The organism is Leptospira ilyithenensis (genome assembly GCF_004771005.1).
Classification (GTDB): Bacteria; Spirochaetota; Leptospiria; order Leptospirales; family Leptospiraceae; genus Leptospira_A; species Leptospira_A ilyithenensis.
The window spans coordinates 32,888-50,923 of the sequence record NZ_RQHV01000007.1 but is presented as its reverse complement, the minus strand read 5'-3'; the positions used below and the strand labels follow the sequence as shown (position 1 = coordinate 50,923).

General features: G+C 40.7%; 9 protein-coding genes. 4 read left to right on the top strand and 5 right to left on the bottom strand.

Features of this window, described 5'->3' with window-relative positions; genetic code table 11:
- Positions 1-67 precede the first annotated feature (67 nt).
- From EHS11_RS02035 to EHS11_RS02015, 5 genes are all read right to left on the bottom strand, one after another.
- Positions 68-2,194 carry a 7TM diverse intracellular signaling domain-containing protein gene (locus EHS11_RS02035; protein WP_246047517.1) on the bottom strand — a complete coding sequence of 709 codons (2,127 nt, stop codon included), beginning with the start codon at positions 2,192-2,194 and terminating at the stop codon, positions 68-70.
- Positions 2,194-4,248, bottom strand: coding sequence for an adenylate/guanylate cyclase domain-containing protein (locus EHS11_RS02030; RefSeq protein WP_342775407.1), 2,055 nt, complete (start codon positions 4,246-4,248; stop codon positions 2,194-2,196). The genes EHS11_RS02035 and EHS11_RS02030 overlap by 1 nt, the downstream gene beginning before the upstream one ends.
- A gap of 247 nt (positions 4,249-4,495) precedes the next feature.
- A complete protein-coding gene (locus EHS11_RS02025) occupies positions 4,496-6,631 on the bottom strand; it encodes a hypothetical protein (protein ID WP_135762757.1) in 2,136 nt (711 codons plus the stop codon).
- Positions 6,632-6,863: 232 nt separating this feature from the next.
- Entirely contained in the window at positions 6,864-8,960 is a 2,097-nt protein-coding gene (locus EHS11_RS02020) for a hypothetical protein (protein ID WP_135762756.1), read from the bottom strand.
- Between the two features lie 279 nt (positions 8,961-9,239).
- Positions 9,240-11,414: a hypothetical protein gene (locus tag EHS11_RS02015; protein WP_135762755.1), complete on the bottom strand. Its 2,175-nt coding sequence runs from the start codon at positions 11,412-11,414 to the stop codon at positions 9,240-9,242.
- A gap of 554 nt (positions 11,415-11,968) precedes the next feature.
- Between EHS11_RS02015 and EHS11_RS02010 the strand changes: the two genes are divergently transcribed.
- From EHS11_RS02010 to EHS11_RS01995, 4 genes are read left to right on the top strand one after another with little or no spacing between them, the layout of a single operon-like run.
- A complete protein-coding gene (locus tag EHS11_RS02010; protein ID WP_135762842.1) occupies positions 11,969-13,024 on the top strand; it encodes a FliG C-terminal domain-containing protein in 1,056 nt (351 codons plus the stop codon).
- A gap of 4 nt (positions 13,025-13,028) precedes the next feature.
- Positions 13,029-13,952 (top strand): flagellar assembly protein FliH, encoded by a 924-nt coding sequence (gene fliH / locus EHS11_RS02005; RefSeq protein WP_135762754.1) that lies wholly within the window; start codon positions 13,029-13,031, stop codon positions 13,950-13,952.
- Positions 13,949-15,904, top strand: a complete 1,956-nt coding sequence (locus EHS11_RS02000; RefSeq protein WP_135762753.1) for a sensor histidine kinase — start codon at positions 13,949-13,951, stop codon at positions 15,902-15,904. The genes fliH and EHS11_RS02000 overlap by 4 nt, the downstream gene beginning before the upstream one ends.
- Positions 15,901-17,901, top strand: coding sequence for a 7TM-DISM domain-containing protein (locus EHS11_RS01995; protein ID WP_135762752.1), 2,001 nt, complete (start codon positions 15,901-15,903; stop codon positions 17,899-17,901). Before EHS11_RS02000 ends, EHS11_RS01995 begins: the two co-directional genes overlap by 4 nt.
- Positions 17,902-18,036: the final 135 nt, after the last annotated feature.

Genomic DNA, 18,036 nt, shown 5'->3' with positions numbered 1-18,036 from the left:
GAAATAAAAATCGAAATCAAATCGTCTTATGCGATGTTATACGCCAAATACCGATTTATACAACCTGCTAACCTTTTTCCCAACCGGGAGGAGCACCGTTCTGAATATAAAGAATGGATTTTTCACGATAAAGTTTGGAAGCTTTGTCAGTAGAGTTGATATTCAACACATAATTGAACTCATCCAATGCCTCGGCAAAATTCCCATCCCAAAACGCGTTCACTCCTCTTTCGAAAGGAACTTTGGATAATATTTTAAGATGTGCATTGTCTTCCAAACCTTCCAGAAGAATTTCAGCAATCCCAACTAACTTGTTTTTGGCGGGGACCCTTATAAAATCCAAAATACGATGAGGGTGCGAATCCGGATTTTTTGTCTCCAAGAGTGCATCCAGACTGATGATCACTTTGGCGCCGTATTTTTTGGTCATGGACTCCAAAGTGTTGGAAATTCCTGCCGTGTCGGAAAGAACAGCACTTTCAATTCTTTGTTCTTCTCCAATTACACCTAACATCAATTCACCGTAATGAATCCCGACACCGATCTGAACTTCCGGGTAATTTTCCGCCCGATTGCTATTATTCCATAAAGCAATGACTTTGTGCATCTCAATAGCGGTTAATATCGCCGAATCAGGGCCTTTGTCAAAGAAAGCAAGAATGGCGTCACCGATGTATTTTTCAATAAAGCCCTGGTTGGATCGGATCACCGGACCCACCCGACTCAGATAATCGTTTAAAAACAGAAAATTATCGGAAGGACTTAAAGCTTCCGAAATGGAAGTAAAATCGCGGATGTCGGAAGACAGAACCGTCATGTTGCGTACAACATAGTCTCCCCGAACCACATCTATGCTCTTCGGTTTATTAAATGTTTCCAAAAATTTCAGAGGAACAAACTTTGAATAGGCGAGATTCGATTCTTCCAATCGTTTATTGATCTCTATCAATTCTTCCGTTAATTTCTCCATCGAAGAATAGATACGGGCATTCCTTCTGGATAATAATACGCTTTGAATCAAACAAAAGAAAAACAGAAAAAAACCCAAAAGAGAAGGAGCATTTGGCCAAAAATTTCCGGCAAATAAATCATTCATGGCTCCGATCATCAAAATCAAAAATCCGTAAAAGATAAGTTCGCTGTCTTTTCTTTTTTCCTTATAAACCTTAATCACATAGAATAATATGGAAAAACAAAACAAGAGAACCATTATAAGTGATAGAAGATTCGCCTTAGAAAATACAACCGCATTCGTAAATAACACAAACAAACCGAATAGAATCGAGGTGACCCAGGAGCTGACAAGCAGCCAGTTGGGAACATCCGACTTGTTCGGATAAAGCGACTTGAAATAACTGAGAAAGGCGGTAACGAGAAAGGGTGAAGAGATATAATCTATCTTTTGCATCAGCTCCCAGGAAAAATCGGGGAACACATACATAATGTAAAAATTGTCGAGCACCACCAAACGAATGCTCGTCAAAAAACAGAATATGGCAAAAAACAAAGAACCGTATTCCTCTCTTCGTAGCATAAATACCGTTAGTTGATAAAGCCCCATTGAAATCAAAGCACCGAATACGAATATTTCTCCTGCCGAAAACCTGATGTTTTCGCCTTGGATCGCCGATCGGCTGCCCAATTCCAACGACTTTCGAAAACCTCCCCGTGCATGATGAAAATTGCTTACCACCAAAATGAATTCAGTATCGTAGGAAGTCGGTTCAAAAGAAGAAAAAAGCATTTTGTACTTCGGTTCCTCTCCATCCTTCGTTTCCGCAACCACGCCAGAATGAGTGAGTAACTTCCGATTCACGTACAACCGATAAGCACTTGTTTGTGGGGGGATACGGAGATAATAACGGATTCCGTAAGCAGGCAAACGTACTGTCAACCGATAAGAGGCAAAACCCTCCCCGCCTTTCCCTTCCGGGCGATAGGAATTCCAGGATTTGGGAACTTCGGCATATTTGATTTGCTCCTTAGCTGTTTTGTCTATGGCTTCGAAGTTGCCCAAATTGTTCCAATAAAGTTCCCATTCTCCCTCCAACTTGTATTTGTAAAAATCGGAAAGATCGATTCCGGATAGATCGAAAAATCCTTGTTTGGCGATCTTGATGTCTTTTTTCCCAGTGCAGACGAAAGAAACAAAAGCGATAAAAATCAGGAAAACCAGACTGATTCTATACTTCATTATTTTTCCCAATCCGAGACTCCGTCCCAATCTTCGCCAACACCGGCACTCAAATTGTATTCGGCGCGTTTTACATAAATTTCGGCAGCAACGTCTTCGGGATTATCCAATGCAACGGCCTTGAAACCTTCCAAAGCTGATTCGAAATTGGCTCTCTCATAATCGAAAATAGCCGATTCAAAGAGATCCTTGTTAGCTATTTTTTTATCGGAAACGGTATCTATTCCCTCCACCAAAACTTCCGCGATCATAACCGTTTCTTTTTTCCCCTTCACCCGGACAAAGTCCAAAATCCGATAGGGGATATTGTCCAGATCTTCGTGCAGCATAAGAGATGTTAGGCTAATAAGGATTCTTGCGGAATATTTTTTGGTAAGTCCTTGGATGCGGCTCGCAAGATTGACAGTATCGGAGATCACCGTACTTTCCATACGTTCCGACTCGCCTATAATTCCAAGCATGGTTTCCCCGGAATGAATCCCGATCCCGGCATGAAGAGGAATAAAACCGTTTCCTCTTCTACGTTCATTGTATTTTTCCAATTCCCATTGGATTTGTTCCGCAGCTCTTACCGCATCCTGGATACCACCGTCAAACAAGGCCATGACGGCACTTCCGATGTACTTGTCTATAAATCCGTTATTGTTCGAAATATTGGGACCGATCCGACCCAAATAAGAATTTGTAAACAGGATACGAGTTTCCACAGGATTGCTGTAAATAATATCATAATATTCCCAAATATCGGCGAAGAGCACAGTCATTTCCCTTTGGTTGCTGTCTCCCAAAGAAATATTTTCAATACTGTCTTTACCTAAATAGGTGAGAAATTCTCTCGGGATGAATTTTTCATAAAAACGATTTGTCTCTATAAAGATGTCGTTTGATTTTTCAAATTCCTCTTTCAGCTGTCTTCTTTTTTCGAATATGCGTGCCGTTCGAAGAGTGATGATGGAAGACTGAACCCCGAAAAATAAAAACAAAGTAAGATGTGAAACGGATAATTCGGCTTCCGCCAAAAAAGCGGAAAGTATGTCGATGGAAAATCCTACGAATAACAAGATATAGCCGAACAAAAACAATCCCGATTCGGGCAATCTTCGATTGTACATCTGAATCAAACGGAAAAGAAGCAAAGAAGCAAGAACCAATCCGAAAATTTGAAATACAAATTCGAATCTGGTATAATAAAGCGGCTTTACAATCAGAAAAAGAATCAGATGAAGGATCGCGATAGCACTGATGGTTTTGATCAGATTGATACTGATGAATCTGGGAAAAAGCCCCTCTACGAACCATAAAAACAGGGTCGTCAAAACAAATACGCTTGCGTATTCCATAAAGATCATCAAATCCCAGGGAATAGCAGGTGTTAGGGCATAGATCGTTTTGTTTCCGGTAAACAAAATACGAATAGCAAAAACCAAACAAAACAAACCGAAGAAAAAAGCCTCTTTCTGTTTGTTTCGATAGAAGAATATTATGAAATGATAAATCCCGAACATAAAAATGGCCCCTGTCAGAGCCAGATCGATCGTTCCGTTGGCGAATATATAACCTTGAATGGCTTCCCCGGTACCAAGGAGCGGAGGAGAAAGAGTTCCACCTTCTCTATGGTGAAAATTGGAAACAAAGAGAACGAGTGTTAGCTTGTCTTTGGCATCAATGGATACGGATTGACCTTGCAAACTAGGATACGAACTGAGTGCAAGAGAACCGGGGATACCGCTCCTAACTCCCACTTTTTCCGTAAGATACAACCTATAGGCAGTTCTTTGTTCCGGAACATAAACCACATACCTGGCTTCTTCCGGAGGCAAAATGACTTCCAACTTGTAAGTGGCAAACCCGACTCCGTCACTGAGTGAAGAAGACACGGGAGAATTATTCCAGAGTCCCGGAATTTTGAAATAACCCTTGCTAGTTGTCTGTAGATTGTCGTGAGAAAGGATTTCTTTCGGATAAAATTCCCAATCTCCCTCCAATGAGGCGATTCCACCTTCTTCAAAAGGAAACGAACGCAGATCCGCAACTCCGTTTTTAACAATATCCACCTGGTTTTTGATATTGCACTGGAGGAAAAGAAAAACACACCCCAAGAAGAGAGACTTCCGCCAAAGGTTTATTTGTATAGATTTCAAAATCGTCGGGGCGGCAACATACATCTTTTATATATTTAATTCAATCGCTTGGATTGACGCAAAACAAAACCGGTATCCCGAACCCAATGCTAAGAAAGATCGTAACATTGGGTTGCTTTATTGCAAGACATTTCCCGCCAAATCGAACATTACTTTTCCACTACCTCAAAGGACTCGGAGGAGAAGGACTCATAGTAGTATAAGGAACAAAGGCAGGTCGAAAGCCCCATCTTAATTTCATCCTTGCGGAAGCTTGACTCACTACATTGGACATTACTAGCACTACTCCTTTTTTTTTCATTTCTTCGAAGTACAAGAGTATATTTTGCGTTCCCCCACCCCGTATTGAGAAACCTTCCTGACGATATTCTTCAACAACATCATATGGACTACTGAGCGATAATTGGAGTTCTGCAACTTTACCCGAAGAATCAATGCTCCCCAAAAGTAAAGAGACTGGTCTATTTTTGAAATAAACTACAATCAGAATCAGATTTTTGTTAGAATCAAACGGATCGGTCCATTCCCGAAAGAGTCCAGCGAGCCAGCTTGCAGAGAAATAATAGCTCTTTTTAGCACTAGAAAGACCGCCTATTCCCGCAGCTGTAATGAATTGCGTGTCCCAATCCCGTAAAATAGCTCTAAAATCATTAAGAAAAGGGGACCGACCATACCCTGGCCGGAAATCTCTGCTATATAAAATTTCGCTGGTAAACCGCTCGGGGGAATTTCGAAACTGATTACCTGACCAAACCTGAGGAATCTGCTCAGGACGCACCCAATTTGTCAAGGTACTCATATTTAATTCATATTCTCCAATATACAGGTCTTGGGATTTTGCACTTGCAAAATTAGTATCGATCTTTTGGATGAATTCATCCCTTACGTCATTTCTTTGTTCTTCGGAATCACCTTGTGACTCTACCACTTCCCAATAACTGCCGACTTGAATAGCGGATAAGAGTAAACGCTGTGCTTCTCTCCCCCCATCACCACTAATTCTCGTTAGTTCCTGGACAGCGAAAATAAGTTGATTTTCCGTTTCTGTCTGACTGGAAGAACTAGGCTGGCCTGTTCCGTGACCGCCAAGGATATTTTGAACCATATCATTGATGGTCGTGCGATCAGCAAACATCGTACTGATTCTGCCCCAAAACAACTGAACAAAAGGGGTTACTACATCCAAACTAGTGCGTATGCAGCGTCGGACAGCCGACTCCTCGTCTACCCCGCGCGTTCTGCGATGTGCAATCACTTCACGATACGGAACCCTACAATTAAAAGTGGTTGTGACAGCCGCAGCAAGATTTACATTTTCGCTACTTACTACCCTCTTGAGTAAAAATTCGTCAGATGGGTTTTGTTCTACCTTATCCTCATCCACCTGGACCGGGCTCGGATAAGATCCCGAGACGTACACAGGATTCCCCGTATTTGGAACATATTGATCTATATTATGCGCAGGGCGAATATTTCCTGCTTTTTCGCAAGCTTTGACGAACAGAAAATCAAAAAATGCCAAAAGTGGATTGGAACAAGCAAACTCTTCAAGCGAACGAGGCGGACGATCTCCGGTGATATCTTCCCTGACAGAGAACGTAACACCCGTTATTTCCAATTTTTTGAGATATTCACTTGAATGATTTGGTACAACCGTATTTGCCAAGTTCTGAATTCGAATTATAGGCTGATCGTTTTGTTTTTGATCTTTAAGACCGGTTCCATAAATATCATCATATATAATCGAAGATTTAAGAGATTGACCGCGGGAGTCCAACTGGACTACCTGCATCGACGCTTCCACTCCCGGTAAAATATCCCAACCGATCGCAATTTTTTTCGCATTTTCGGAAATCGTATGTGTCACAGAATTCATTCCAAATTCAATCAACATAATTCTGTCTCCGCCACAGTGGGATTCTACCCGGAATTTATCCGAATATTTTACAGAAAATGCGGCGCAGGTCGGATTGATCTTCAAAGTCACCCCTATTACTTTGTGAGGAAATTTCTCGTAGACCCACCAATCTCTGTTACGTGGTTCTGCTGTTTCGGTATTTTTACCTCCGGAGTTATAAAACTTTTTTACATCGTAGACCATTTCCGATGCTGCACCTCGCTCAAAACCCAACATACAATTTTCAGTACATATTCCTGCCGGAAGTAAAATATTTTGGAGTAGTTGGTTCCCTTGCATCTCCAAACCATTTAGGGGACTCTCATCGCTAGGGTCGCCACTACCACAACTAACAAAGGCGAACAACAACATTCCGATAATTGGTAACTTCAATTTCATTATCTTCTCCTTGGCCTTACGATGAAAAATCTCGCATGACAAAACCAACGGAAAAAAACGATTTATTATTACAGCAACTTTTTATTCAGCCCTTACACTACCGTGACAATGACATATATTTATCATAATATTTTTATATATTAATATTAAAATATATAGTTATCAAAAATTTTGATATCAAAGACATCGTATCTTTTATTGTCAGATTGTCCGTAGTCTTGCTTGGGCATCATCAAAGTTCCCCACTAGTAGGCAAAACAGGCTTAAATCCTATTTTCAGCTTAACCTTAGCGGACGGTTTGCTGATTACATCGGATCTTACTTTCACGACTCCTCTCTTTTTTAACTCTTCCAAAAACAACTGTACGGCCTCTGTTCCGGCTCCTCTTACCGAAACCTCCGGCACAAAATATTCCGGAACAACACTCTCGGGATTAGTTAACGAATAGAGGATATCCGCATTTCTTCCGTCAACGTTTCCGACAAAAAAAGAGACAAGTTGCCCTCGAAAAGAAATCACAATAACAATCATATCTTTATGGGCATCAAGCAGGCTTAGTATCAATTTCAATCTTGAAGCAATCCCCATTGCATTCTTATAATATTGCTTATCTTCATCGGAAAGATCCTCTCTATTCGCGGCTACTTCATATTTTAGCAGCCATTCCCCGATAACAGAGATAAGATGACTTAACTCGGTCCTCTCTTCATCGGGATGTTCGACTCCGCTACAAAAAATCCTACTGGTAAACCGATCCGTTGCTGTCTCCCTCCATTCCCTACCACTCCAAGTCCTGGGAATGATTGTCTCAGATGTTTGGAAATTTCTCATATCATACTCATACTGTCCGACAAGTAGATCACCGGTAGTAGCGGCATCGACCGTTCTGATGAGTTCTTCTTCCTCAGACCTCTGCCCATCCGCAGAAACATCCGTTTGTGATTCCACAGATTCCCAATAGGAGCCGACCACAAACGCATCGACAATTAGTTTTATCGCCTCATGCCCTTCATCACGTTTAATTCTTGTTAATTCCTTTACTGCAGAAATCAAACGGGTTTCCGTCTCTATTTGATTTGAAGAAATAGGTTGACCCGTTCCCTTTCCATCAAGGATGCGTTGGACCATACCCAAAATACCTCGATCGCTGTTCTCAAACATCATACCAATCCTACCCCAAAACAAATGGATAAAAGGAGTTACCACATCCAAAGCATCATGTATACAATCTCTAGTTGCCGAATCACCTAATCCGCGCATTATGCGATTTGAAATTACTTTTTGAAAAAGAACGTTGCAATTATGAGCCGCGACCACGGAAGCAACAGGATTTTTATCCCCAGTGTCGACCAGTTGCCTTAAAGTGAATACATCCGATGACTCCTTACCTTTGTTATTTTCTTTGATCTTAATAGGCTCCGTATAGGAACCAGAAACATGAACAGCCGTCTGCTTTCCCCGATTATAAAAAGTTAGATTTTGAGCGATTCTTTTATTTTGCAGCGCTTTGCAGGAATCATAAAATAGATAACCAAAAAAAGCTAAAGAAACATCAGAGCAGACAACATCATCCACTACAGAACGGGGTGCTCGGTCGTAAAAGTCTTCCTGAACTGCAAATGATACATTCTTTATCTCCAACATCCCGGGATAATCCTCCAATAAATCTGCGGGAATTTGATTTGCTATATTCTTAACTAGGATGACCGGGCTGTCTTTCCGTATATCGTCTTCAAGACCATCGCCATAGACCATTTTATAGATAGGCGAAATTCTAGCTGGTTGTCCGAATGTATTCAACTGAACTACCTGCATTGATGCTTCTTCTCCTGGTAAAACGTCCCAGCCGATAGCAATCGTTTTAGTATTATTCGAAATCGTATCTTCTATGGTATTCGTTCCGAATTTGACCTTCATCTTCCTATCGCCGCAGAAAGATTGAACTTGAAATTTATCCGAATATTCTACAGAAAATGCAGCACAGATGGGCTTGATTTTCAAAGTCAAGCCCATTGACTTACGGGGAAATTTATCATAGATCCACCAATCTCTGTTACGTGGTTCCGCTGTTTCGTTATTTTTTCCGCCTGAATTGTAAAACCTTTTTACCGGATAACTTATCTCTCCTTGTGGACCTCCATTCGGGTGCAACATACAATTTTCATTGCAAATTCCAAAAGGAGGCATTACATTAAAAATGGACCTATCGATTACCAACGATGCATCATTTAACATTCCCCCACCAATACCATCTGAAACAGAATTTCCTTCATAACAATTGATAAAAGGGAAAAGCAGCACCCCTATAAGAAATAATTCAACTTTCATTATCATCTCCTTGATCTTCGGGCGGAAGCCTTACATGATGCGACCAACAAAAGAAAGATGATTCATACTCGCAGCAATTTTTTGTCAGGTCGTTACACTACCCTGACAATTACATAAATAAATTATTATATAATAATATTATAACAAATAACATAAATTCGACCTAACCAAAATCGTTAAAAAATCTTATCTGATTGCTATTTACCGCATAACACAGACAAAGAAACCGACATTCCTATGATAGGATGATATGCAAAGTCTCTTTGCCCGGTAGTTTGATTACCTTAAATCCGTGGAACTATCATTACTCGGCGGCAAAGCGGTAGTTGAAAAAATTACTACAGGTCTTCGAAAGTTCCATCTTAAATGGATCCTTGCGGAAGCTTGAGTCACTACATTAGAGGTTATCCTTATTGCTCTGTTTTTTTTCATTTCCTCCAAAAACAAACCCATAGCCTGTGCTCCTGCTCCTTGAACAGAAACATCTTCTTGACGATATTCTTCAACAACCTTATCTGGACCACTTAGCATAAGCTCGAGGTCGGCAGTTCCATCATCATTCACAGAATCCAGATTCCCTAATAGAAACGATACCGGCCTACCCCTAAAGCGAACAACAACAAGTATCTCATTTCTTCTGGTAGTAAAATGAGTTAACATTTCTTGAAAATAATCACAGATCGAATATGCTTCTTCATAGTATTTCATTTTATCCTCAGAGAGAACTTTTCTTTTCGTGGCGGCGTCGTATTGATCATCCCATTCCCGTAAAGTAAGCATTAAGTCAGGAGGTAACATATCTGCTCTTGACCGACGAAAGTTCCTGCTATAGAAAATCTCGCTGGTAAACCGCTCCGAGGAAGATCTCCACCCATTACCCGACCAGAGCTGTGGGATCTGGTCCGTACGCACCCAATTGACCAGGCTGCCCATATCCAGCTCATATTCCCCAAGTATCAGTCTTTGGAGATTCGGACCCCCGGAAATAAAATTGATACTTCGGATAAGTTCTCCCTCTGCATCTTGTATTTGTTCTGCGGAATCTCCCTGAGATTCTACTGTATCCCAATACCGGCCGACTCCCACTGCAGAAGAAAGCAAAGATTGTGCCTCCCTCCCTCCATCATTCATAATTCTTGTTAGTTCCTGAACCGCAGAAATAAGTTGACTTTCCGTATCCATTTGGTTGGAAGAAATAGGATGCCCGGTTCCACGACCATCCAGGATACTTTGTACCATTTCCCGAACACCCTGTTCGGTGTTCTCGAACATAGTGCCGATTCTACCCCTAAACAAACGGACAAAAGGAGTTACAATATCGAAACTATAACTTATACAACGCCGGGTCGCAGGTTCCGACTCGTCTAAACCGCGCGGTTTGCGATGTTTAATCACTGTACTACGGTGTCCAATCACTTCACGATACGGAACCCCGCATTTAAAAGTAGTGACAACGGCCGCAGCAACATTTATATCTTCTGCACTTACCACCCTCCTAAGTGAAAATTCTTCGGACGGGTTTTGTTTCATATTTCGATCATCCACCTTCACAGGGTTAGGATGAGATCCGGATACATAGACAGAATTACCTTGTTCAGGAACATACTCGTGTAGATTCTGAGCCGGACGATTGTCCCCTACTTTGTCACAATACCCGGTAAACATAAAATCAAAGAACGCTAAGAGAGGATTGGTACAAGCAAACTCATCCAGAGAACGGATAGGGCGGTTCGCATAACCGGACTTTCGACCGGAAAGATCTTCTCTAACCGCAAATGAAGCACCGGTGACTTCCAGAGTTCCAATTTCGTCACCATTCGAAGCTGGCTTATATGATAAGTTTTTAACCCGAATCACAGGACTATCATTCTGTTTTTGTTCCTCAGAACCTTCTCCGTATATGACATCATATACGATCGAAGATTTCAGCGATTGGCCTCGGGAATCCAACTGGACCACCTGCATTGACGCCTCCTCTCCCGGCAAAACATCCCAGCCGATTGCGATCTTCTTCGCATCTTCAGAGATAGTATGCGCTACCGTATTCTTTCCGAATTGAATCTGCATGATTCTGTCGTTGCAATGGGATTCTACCTTGAATTGATCCGAATATTCCACAGAGAATTCAGGACAAGTCGCTCTGATCTTCAAAGTGAGTCCCATCACTTTATGAGGAAATCTGTCGTAAACCCACCAATCCCTGTTACGCGGCTCTGCTCCTTCGAAATTTTCTCCTCCGGAATTATAGAATTTTTTTACATCATAAACTATTTCTCCATCCGAACCTCCTACATAACCTAACACACAATTTTCCGTACATATTCCTTTGGGAGAGACGATGTTATGAGTAGGAGGGGTACCGAACATTTCCAGATCATTCGAAAAGTCCCCTTTGCTGGAACAACCAAGAACGATTAACAATGATATACTAACAACAAACGCTTTACTTTTCATCACTATCTCCTTTTTCCGTTGTGATATGAAATTTTCACAATCAACCACCCAAAAGGAAATTACCCGGCTTCTGCAACATTTTTTTGTAGATCCGTTACACTACTATGACAGTGACATAGATTTATCATTATATTAATATATATTAACATAATAATATAGATAATAACAACGTATAACGTATATTTATTGGATTATCTGCCCAGCCCTTCAACAGATACGAAAGACTGCCGAATCCGAAAACCGTTCCATTTGCATTTGTCCCGGAGCAGAAAACGAAAAAAGCAAGTAGGGATTTTCTTTACGTCCCGTATTTTCGGACAAACAAGAGCCGACTTTTTATGAAGTCCGCATTCGTGATATGCCCGGATTTATACCGAAGGCGACGCAAAAAAACGGAACGTATTTAAAAAAGGAAAAGGCTCTCCCTAGGAAAAATTTCTTCGGAAGGAACGGAATGAGTTCACATAACTTTCATTTAATTTTTACCAAATCTCTTTCAAAAACTAAAAAATTAGTTTGTACGACGGATGAGTACATCTTACTATGTCACCCAAATGCAAAGAAATTCTGGTAAAAACAAAGCAGCACTTGCCTATCAAATTTTAGGAAGGTATTTGCCAGATTCCGTATTTGATCACTTACGATCGGAAGAGATCGAAAAATTACTCGAAAAAGTAAGTCCAGATCAGAAGCCGACTGCGAAAGAAGAACAAAACATTCTAATTTCATTTAACGAATTTTTAAAGGGAAAACGAACATCCGGGACATCCAAACAACAGCCTCTTCCCGAAATCCCGGTAGACCGCCTGTATTCTCCTGTAGATACCCAACAAGGATCCAACCGATCTTATCCGCCGAATCAATCCGACGATCAACAATTGGTTCGGTTTTTGGAAGAGATATTAAAGGAGGAAACCTCGAACGAATCATATCTTGATTCCTTGAAAAAAAAGACCAGAGAGGAACTGGCCCATTTGGCAAGGGAAGAATCCCCGAGGACAATTGCACGGCTACTTTCCTTTTCCGACCCGGAAGAAGCGTCCCTTGTAATCGCCGATTATCCCGATCCCATCCGTGAAGAGATTATTTTTGCCATTTCCCAGATTGATTTTCACTCGGAACGGGAGAGGGACGAACTGGAACGGTTTCTGCGATTCAAATCGGATCTGATCTCCAAAAAACTTCCCGTTTCCAAGGTAAAAAACCGCAAAGCCAAAACAGCAGGCGAGATACTGACCCGCCTTCCTTTTTCCCAAACGCAAAATTTAATCGATCGAATACAGAAAAAAAGCCCGGAATTTGCCGAAACTATAATAGAACATTACTTTCGAATGGAGGATCTGCTCTATTTGGGAAGGACGAGCCTCACTCGTTTTTTCTCGGAGATCCATCCTTTAGTGATAGCCTGTGCATTGAAAGGAGTTGAGACTTCATTTAAAGAGTCCATCTTTGAAAACCTTGAGGCATGGCTCGCGAAGGACATCCGTGTCGAATGGGACTCGTTAGGTCCCGTTTCTCTGGCTGAGATTGAAGAAGCCCAAAAAGGCGTACTCGATCGTTTGCGGGAAGAAATCGAAGAAGGTAAATTGAAACTTTGGAGAATGAAGTAAGGACATGGCAAAGCTAGTATTTAAACCCATTCAAATTGCCGACTTACAAGAAGAAGTTGAGATTCAACTTCCGGATAAGTATAAAAAATTTCATAAAACAGACGAGCAAGATGATTTTGAAATCGACCAAGAAGGAAATATCATCGAACAATACCAAGGTCCTTCCATTGAAGAGATCGAGGCAGAGCTCCAAAGATACAGACAAGAAACCGAAGAACAAGTCAGACAACTTTTAGAAGACGCAAAAAAACACGCTAAAGAAATCGAAGAGGAAGGTAGAACCAAAGCCTTCCAAATGATCCAGGACTCGAAAGAGAAAATCAAACTGGAAGAGGACTCGGGACGTGCCAAAGCCGAGCAAATCCTGGACCGCGCCAAAATGGAAGTGGAAAGGATGATCAAAGAAGCCGAAATGAAACAGGCTGAGATCGAACACGAAGCTTATCAAAAAGGTTACGACGCGGGGCGTGAAGTAGGATTCAAAAAAGGCCAAGGGGAAGTCAGACGACTCATCGACAGATTAGGAACTATCATTGGTAAGGCGATCGACATTAGGGAAGAGATGATCGCTGCTTCCGAAAAACAAATGGTGGAAATGATTCTGGTCATTGCGCGAAAAGTAATCAAGGACGAAATCATCGAACGTAAGGAGATCGTTCTCAATAATATACGCGAAGCTATGAAACGCATCAAAGACAGAGATCGTATCGACATTCGCGTTAACTTTGCCGATCTTGAACTCACGACAGCTCATAAAGACGAACTTATCAAACTCATGGAATCTCTTCGTAAGGTCAATATCTATGAAGACTCCCGTGTGGATCGCGGCGGAGTTATCATTGAAACCGACGTTGGTGCAATTGACGCACGTATTTCCACTCAGCTCAAAGAAATTGAAGAGGCAATTCGAAACGTCGAACCGATATGATGCGTTTGTCTTTTTTATCAAAACTGGGGTTAGGTGCCACCCTCCTCGCAGTATTTCTATCTTCTGAACTTAAGGCAGAGTCTTGCGGGGCTTTCATCTCTTCCTGGGACCAACCTATCAAGCTGGTAGATAGTTGGCAGTTTCGAAAAGGCGACAACCTGGATTGGAGAGATGAAGTTGTAGAAGAAAGTTTTTGGGTAAGAAGATCCGTTCCTGACTACGGAATTTCAAAAACGGAAAACCTAACAGGATATCATTGGTATCGTTGTAATTTCGTACTTCCTGAAAATTTCACAACGCCCACAGAACCTATTGCAATCCAGTTGGGAAGAATCAGAGACATCGATGAATTGTATTTGAACGGAACTCTGGTGGGAAAAACCGGATCGGTCCTTCCCAAACTGGACGTTGATTTTCAAAAAGTTAGAATTTATTCTCTGCCGACTCATCTTTTAAAAGCAGGCAATAATACAATCGCAATCAGAATCTATGCCGCGACCAATTTAAACGGGTTGAAAGTCGCGCCAATCATCAGCAAAGAACGCACATTACGCGAGTCTATCTTTATCAGTGAAGTATTTCCGATGATTTGCGGCTATGTGTTTATCTTTATGGGGATCTATTTCCTTGTAGGTTCCATAGTAAGGGGACGCACGGGTGAAAACTTTTTCTTTGCGCTTTTCTCCATTTTTATCGGAACGTATGTATTACTTCGCACACAACACAGAAATATTCTATTTGAAAATTTCACCTGGTCTTATGTAGCCGAGCTTTTGATACTCATATGTCTTCCTGTTTTCTTTATCAACTTTCTTCACCAATATCTGAAGATAAAAAGAAACATAGTATTGTTAGGATACGAAGTTTATCTTAGCATTCTATTTGTCGTCACTCTATTCTTTCGCACACCCAAGTCTTGGATTTTGGTAATTGCACTCTTCAATTACGGATTGCCGGTGGCGTTGGGACTCGGTGCTTATTTATTTATAAAACACGGAAAAGAAAACATCGCAAAACTTCGTTATATCATCATAGGACTTATATCTTTACTTCCCACGATTTTAATCGATAGTCTATCCGCTTTGGAGATCATCAATTTTCCAGGCACACTCTTTCTCGGGTTTTTGGTTTTCCTTGTTATGATCTCAATTCAGCTTTCCAACGATATGGTTCTCGGACTTCGTAATTTTATGGGTCAGGAAAAAGAATTGATCCAAATGGAAAGAGTAAAAACAGGCTTTTTGCTGAACTTATCCAGTGAATTCAAATCGGGAATGGAAAAAATCTATCTCGCTTTGGATAAAATTTCAAGACCGGCTCCAAAACCGAAAACCAAGGCCAAAACAAAATCCGCAAAGGTTGTCGTTACCCCTACTGCAGATATAATCAAACAAGCGGAAGATCATATATCTTACATGAGTTATATGGTAGAGGAAGCTCTGCTTTTAAAACAACTGGAAGAAAAAACATACCAACCGAAATGGGAAAGTTTCCGTATCAAAGAATTAATTCATTCCTGCGTGTCCTCCATTGAAAATCATTTGGGCCAAAGAAGAAAAAATACAAGTATTGAAGTAAAACCCGACAATCTTGAAATACTCCAAGCTCCCGAATTGATTTTCGCCATGTTACGGAACTTAGTCGAAAACGCGTATATTTATACGGACATAAAGACGGAAGTAAGTATTGAATTTTATAATAGAGACGGATTTCACTATCTTGTGGTCACCGATGAAGGTTTGGGAATGAGTCAAATCGAAATGGAAACCATATTTCAGAAATTTGTACGCGGTTATAAAGAAAGCAAAAACGAAATACCGGGTGCGGGAATAGGTCTAACACTCGTACAAGCGACGGCAAACTTTTTAGGTGGATACGTTACCTTAAAGTCCGCCGAAGGTATGGGTGCGAAATTTACCGTAAAAATACCTGAGAAAGGTAAAAAAATATGAAGATACGCCATTTAAGTATCTTATCACTAACAACTATTTTTGTTTTATTTCTGAATTGCAACCGGACAGGGAATGAAGGCTCGATCGCTGTTTCTTTGCAAGGAGAAGATTGGGGGATTCAATTTGATCCCTCTACTGAAATTTTAAATCCTGATTTTAACATTAGCTCTTTGGAACTTACCATGGTTCCGGGAAATTTCAGAAATATTAACCACTCCTATAGGGGCCCGATTTGGATTCGCAAATCCTTTGAAATTACAAAAGACCAACATGATCAGTCTCTTGCACTCCAACTGGGAAGAATCTATCAATCCGATGAAGTTTTCATCAATGGAGTGTTAATCGGTAAAAACAATTCTCCTTTTGGCGAAAATCCGGATCTATATTCCTTCGGCAGGCCACGCATTTATCCTATTCCTCATAATTTGATACTGGAAGGTGAAAACAATATCGTTATCAAAATTGATTCGGACTTAAGCACCTCTGCCGGAATCATAACAGGTCCGATTCGGATTTTGACTTATGAAGAAGCGATAGAAAAAAATCTATATGATTCTCTCGTAGAACTTATATTTGTCGGGTTTTATCTTTTTATTGCGCTATTCTTCTTTATCAATTATTTCAAAATGAGAGACAAGAAAGAATACTTGAGTTTCAGTATTCTCGCATTGATCTTCTCAGCCTTTGAATTGGCTCGTAACGAAAGTCGCTTTTTCCTCTGGGACAGCTTCGCGGGCTATAAGTTTATTGAGTACGGATTTTTACTTATCCTACCTTATGCATTTCTCAAATTCATTCAGGATTTTTTTGAACTGAAGCGGTTCAAATATCAATTGGTTTATCTTGTCTTTCAATTTGTATTTTTATTGGTATTTCTGATCATCCCCAAACCGGTCTTTTGGTATAATTTTATCGGATACTGGGACATTCATTTATTGTTTGTGATCGGATATGCGGTTTATCTGACAATCCAGAAATTGAAAGACAATATGAGAGGTGCCTGGATTCATATCATCGCTCTCTGTTATTTGTTATATGCCATCCTGAAAGAGGTTCTGATTGAAAGGGGTTACTTGGGAGCTGCTTCTTCGTTAGAGACTTCTTTTTTGGTTTATCTGCTTCTTATGACGCTTGCACTTCGTTTTCAGTTTTTACTTATGAAGAGGAAACTGCAAAATCGTTTTGACCGTTTGAAAGAAGCGGATTCCATGCGGGAAAAGATTTTTTTCTATATGGACGCAATGATCACCAAACCGCTGCTCAATATGAAAGAAAAGTTAAAGATTTTTCGGGAAGGTGTGGAAAAGACAAAAGAAAAAACCATCCTGAAAGAAGTGATGGGAATTCAATCTTCCATCGATTCGGTAATGGATGATATCATCGAGCTTTCCCGTTTGGAAGTAATGAAGGAAGTTCCGTTCCGCGATCAAATCAACTTTGTCAGTTTTATCAAAGATGTAATCCCCGATGACGAAATCACATATTCCATCAAGGTGCACCCTGACACGGAAATTTATAATAGTTTGGATTTGGTAAATTCGATTGTAGTTCGTTTGGTGGACTTTCCTCCTTTCAAAGAATTTTCCCATAACGATTTAATCATCACTCAAGACTTAAAAGGAAATGTGCATTTTCGATTTTTACTTTTCCACTCAAATCCGAAAGTCACAACAAGACTTTTCAACGAACTGATAGAAAGTTATGAAACTCTGTCGCCTAATAAGGTAAAGTGGGCAATCATTCGGGAGATTGCACGTTTATTGGGTGCAAAAATGGACTTTAAAATCATCAAACGTAAATACTTAAAGATCGATCTCGGACTCAGGGCAACTGCTCCCAATCAGTCACAAATGCCTGTCAAACAACCGGGCATACCCCCTTCTTCGGTCAGGGTTCCGACTGTCAAAGAAGACTGGAAGGTTACTTTGAAAAAAATCTGGAATCGATTAAAAGAAATCGAAATCAAACTACCGGACTTAAAGAAAAAGAGAAAATAACTTCCTAATCAAGGTTCCGGGTAAAAAGGCGAACTTATTTTAATTTTTTTTTGGGATAATAAGAAGGAAGTAGCGGGAATCGACGATTTGTGTTAGGTGGTTGTTTGAAGAGTGTTCCCCACGAGCCTCACCCCC

Excerpts from the sequence above, each read along its gene's own strand:
- EHS11_RS02035 (WP_246047517.1), bottom strand. The coding sequence starts at position 2,194 with ATGAAGTATAGAATCAGTCTGGTTTTCCTGATTTTTATCGCTTTTGTT.
- EHS11_RS02025 (WP_135762757.1), bottom strand. The coding sequence starts at position 6,631 with ATGAAATTGAAGTTACCAATTATCGGAATGTTGTTGTTCGCCTTTGTT.
- fliH (WP_135762754.1), top strand. The coding sequence starts at position 13,029 with ATGGCAAAGCTAGTATTTAAACCCATTCAAATTGCCGACTTACAAGAA.
- EHS11_RS01995 (WP_135762752.1), top strand. The coding sequence starts at position 15,901 with ATGAAGATACGCCATTTAAGTATCTTATCACTAACAACTATTTTTGTT.
- EHS11_RS02015 (WP_135762755.1), bottom strand. The coding sequence starts at position 11,414 with ATGAAAAGTAAAGCGTTTGTTGTTAGTATATCATTGTTAATCGTTCTT.
- EHS11_RS02020 (WP_135762756.1), bottom strand. The coding sequence starts at position 8,960 with ATGAAAGTTGAATTATTTCTTATAGGGGTGCTGCTTTTCCCTTTTATC.
- EHS11_RS02010 (WP_135762842.1), top strand. The coding sequence starts at position 11,969 with ATGCAAAGAAATTCTGGTAAAAACAAAGCAGCACTTGCCTATCAAATT.
- EHS11_RS02000 (WP_135762753.1), top strand. The coding sequence starts at position 13,949 with ATGATGCGTTTGTCTTTTTTATCAAAACTGGGGTTAGGTGCCACCCTC.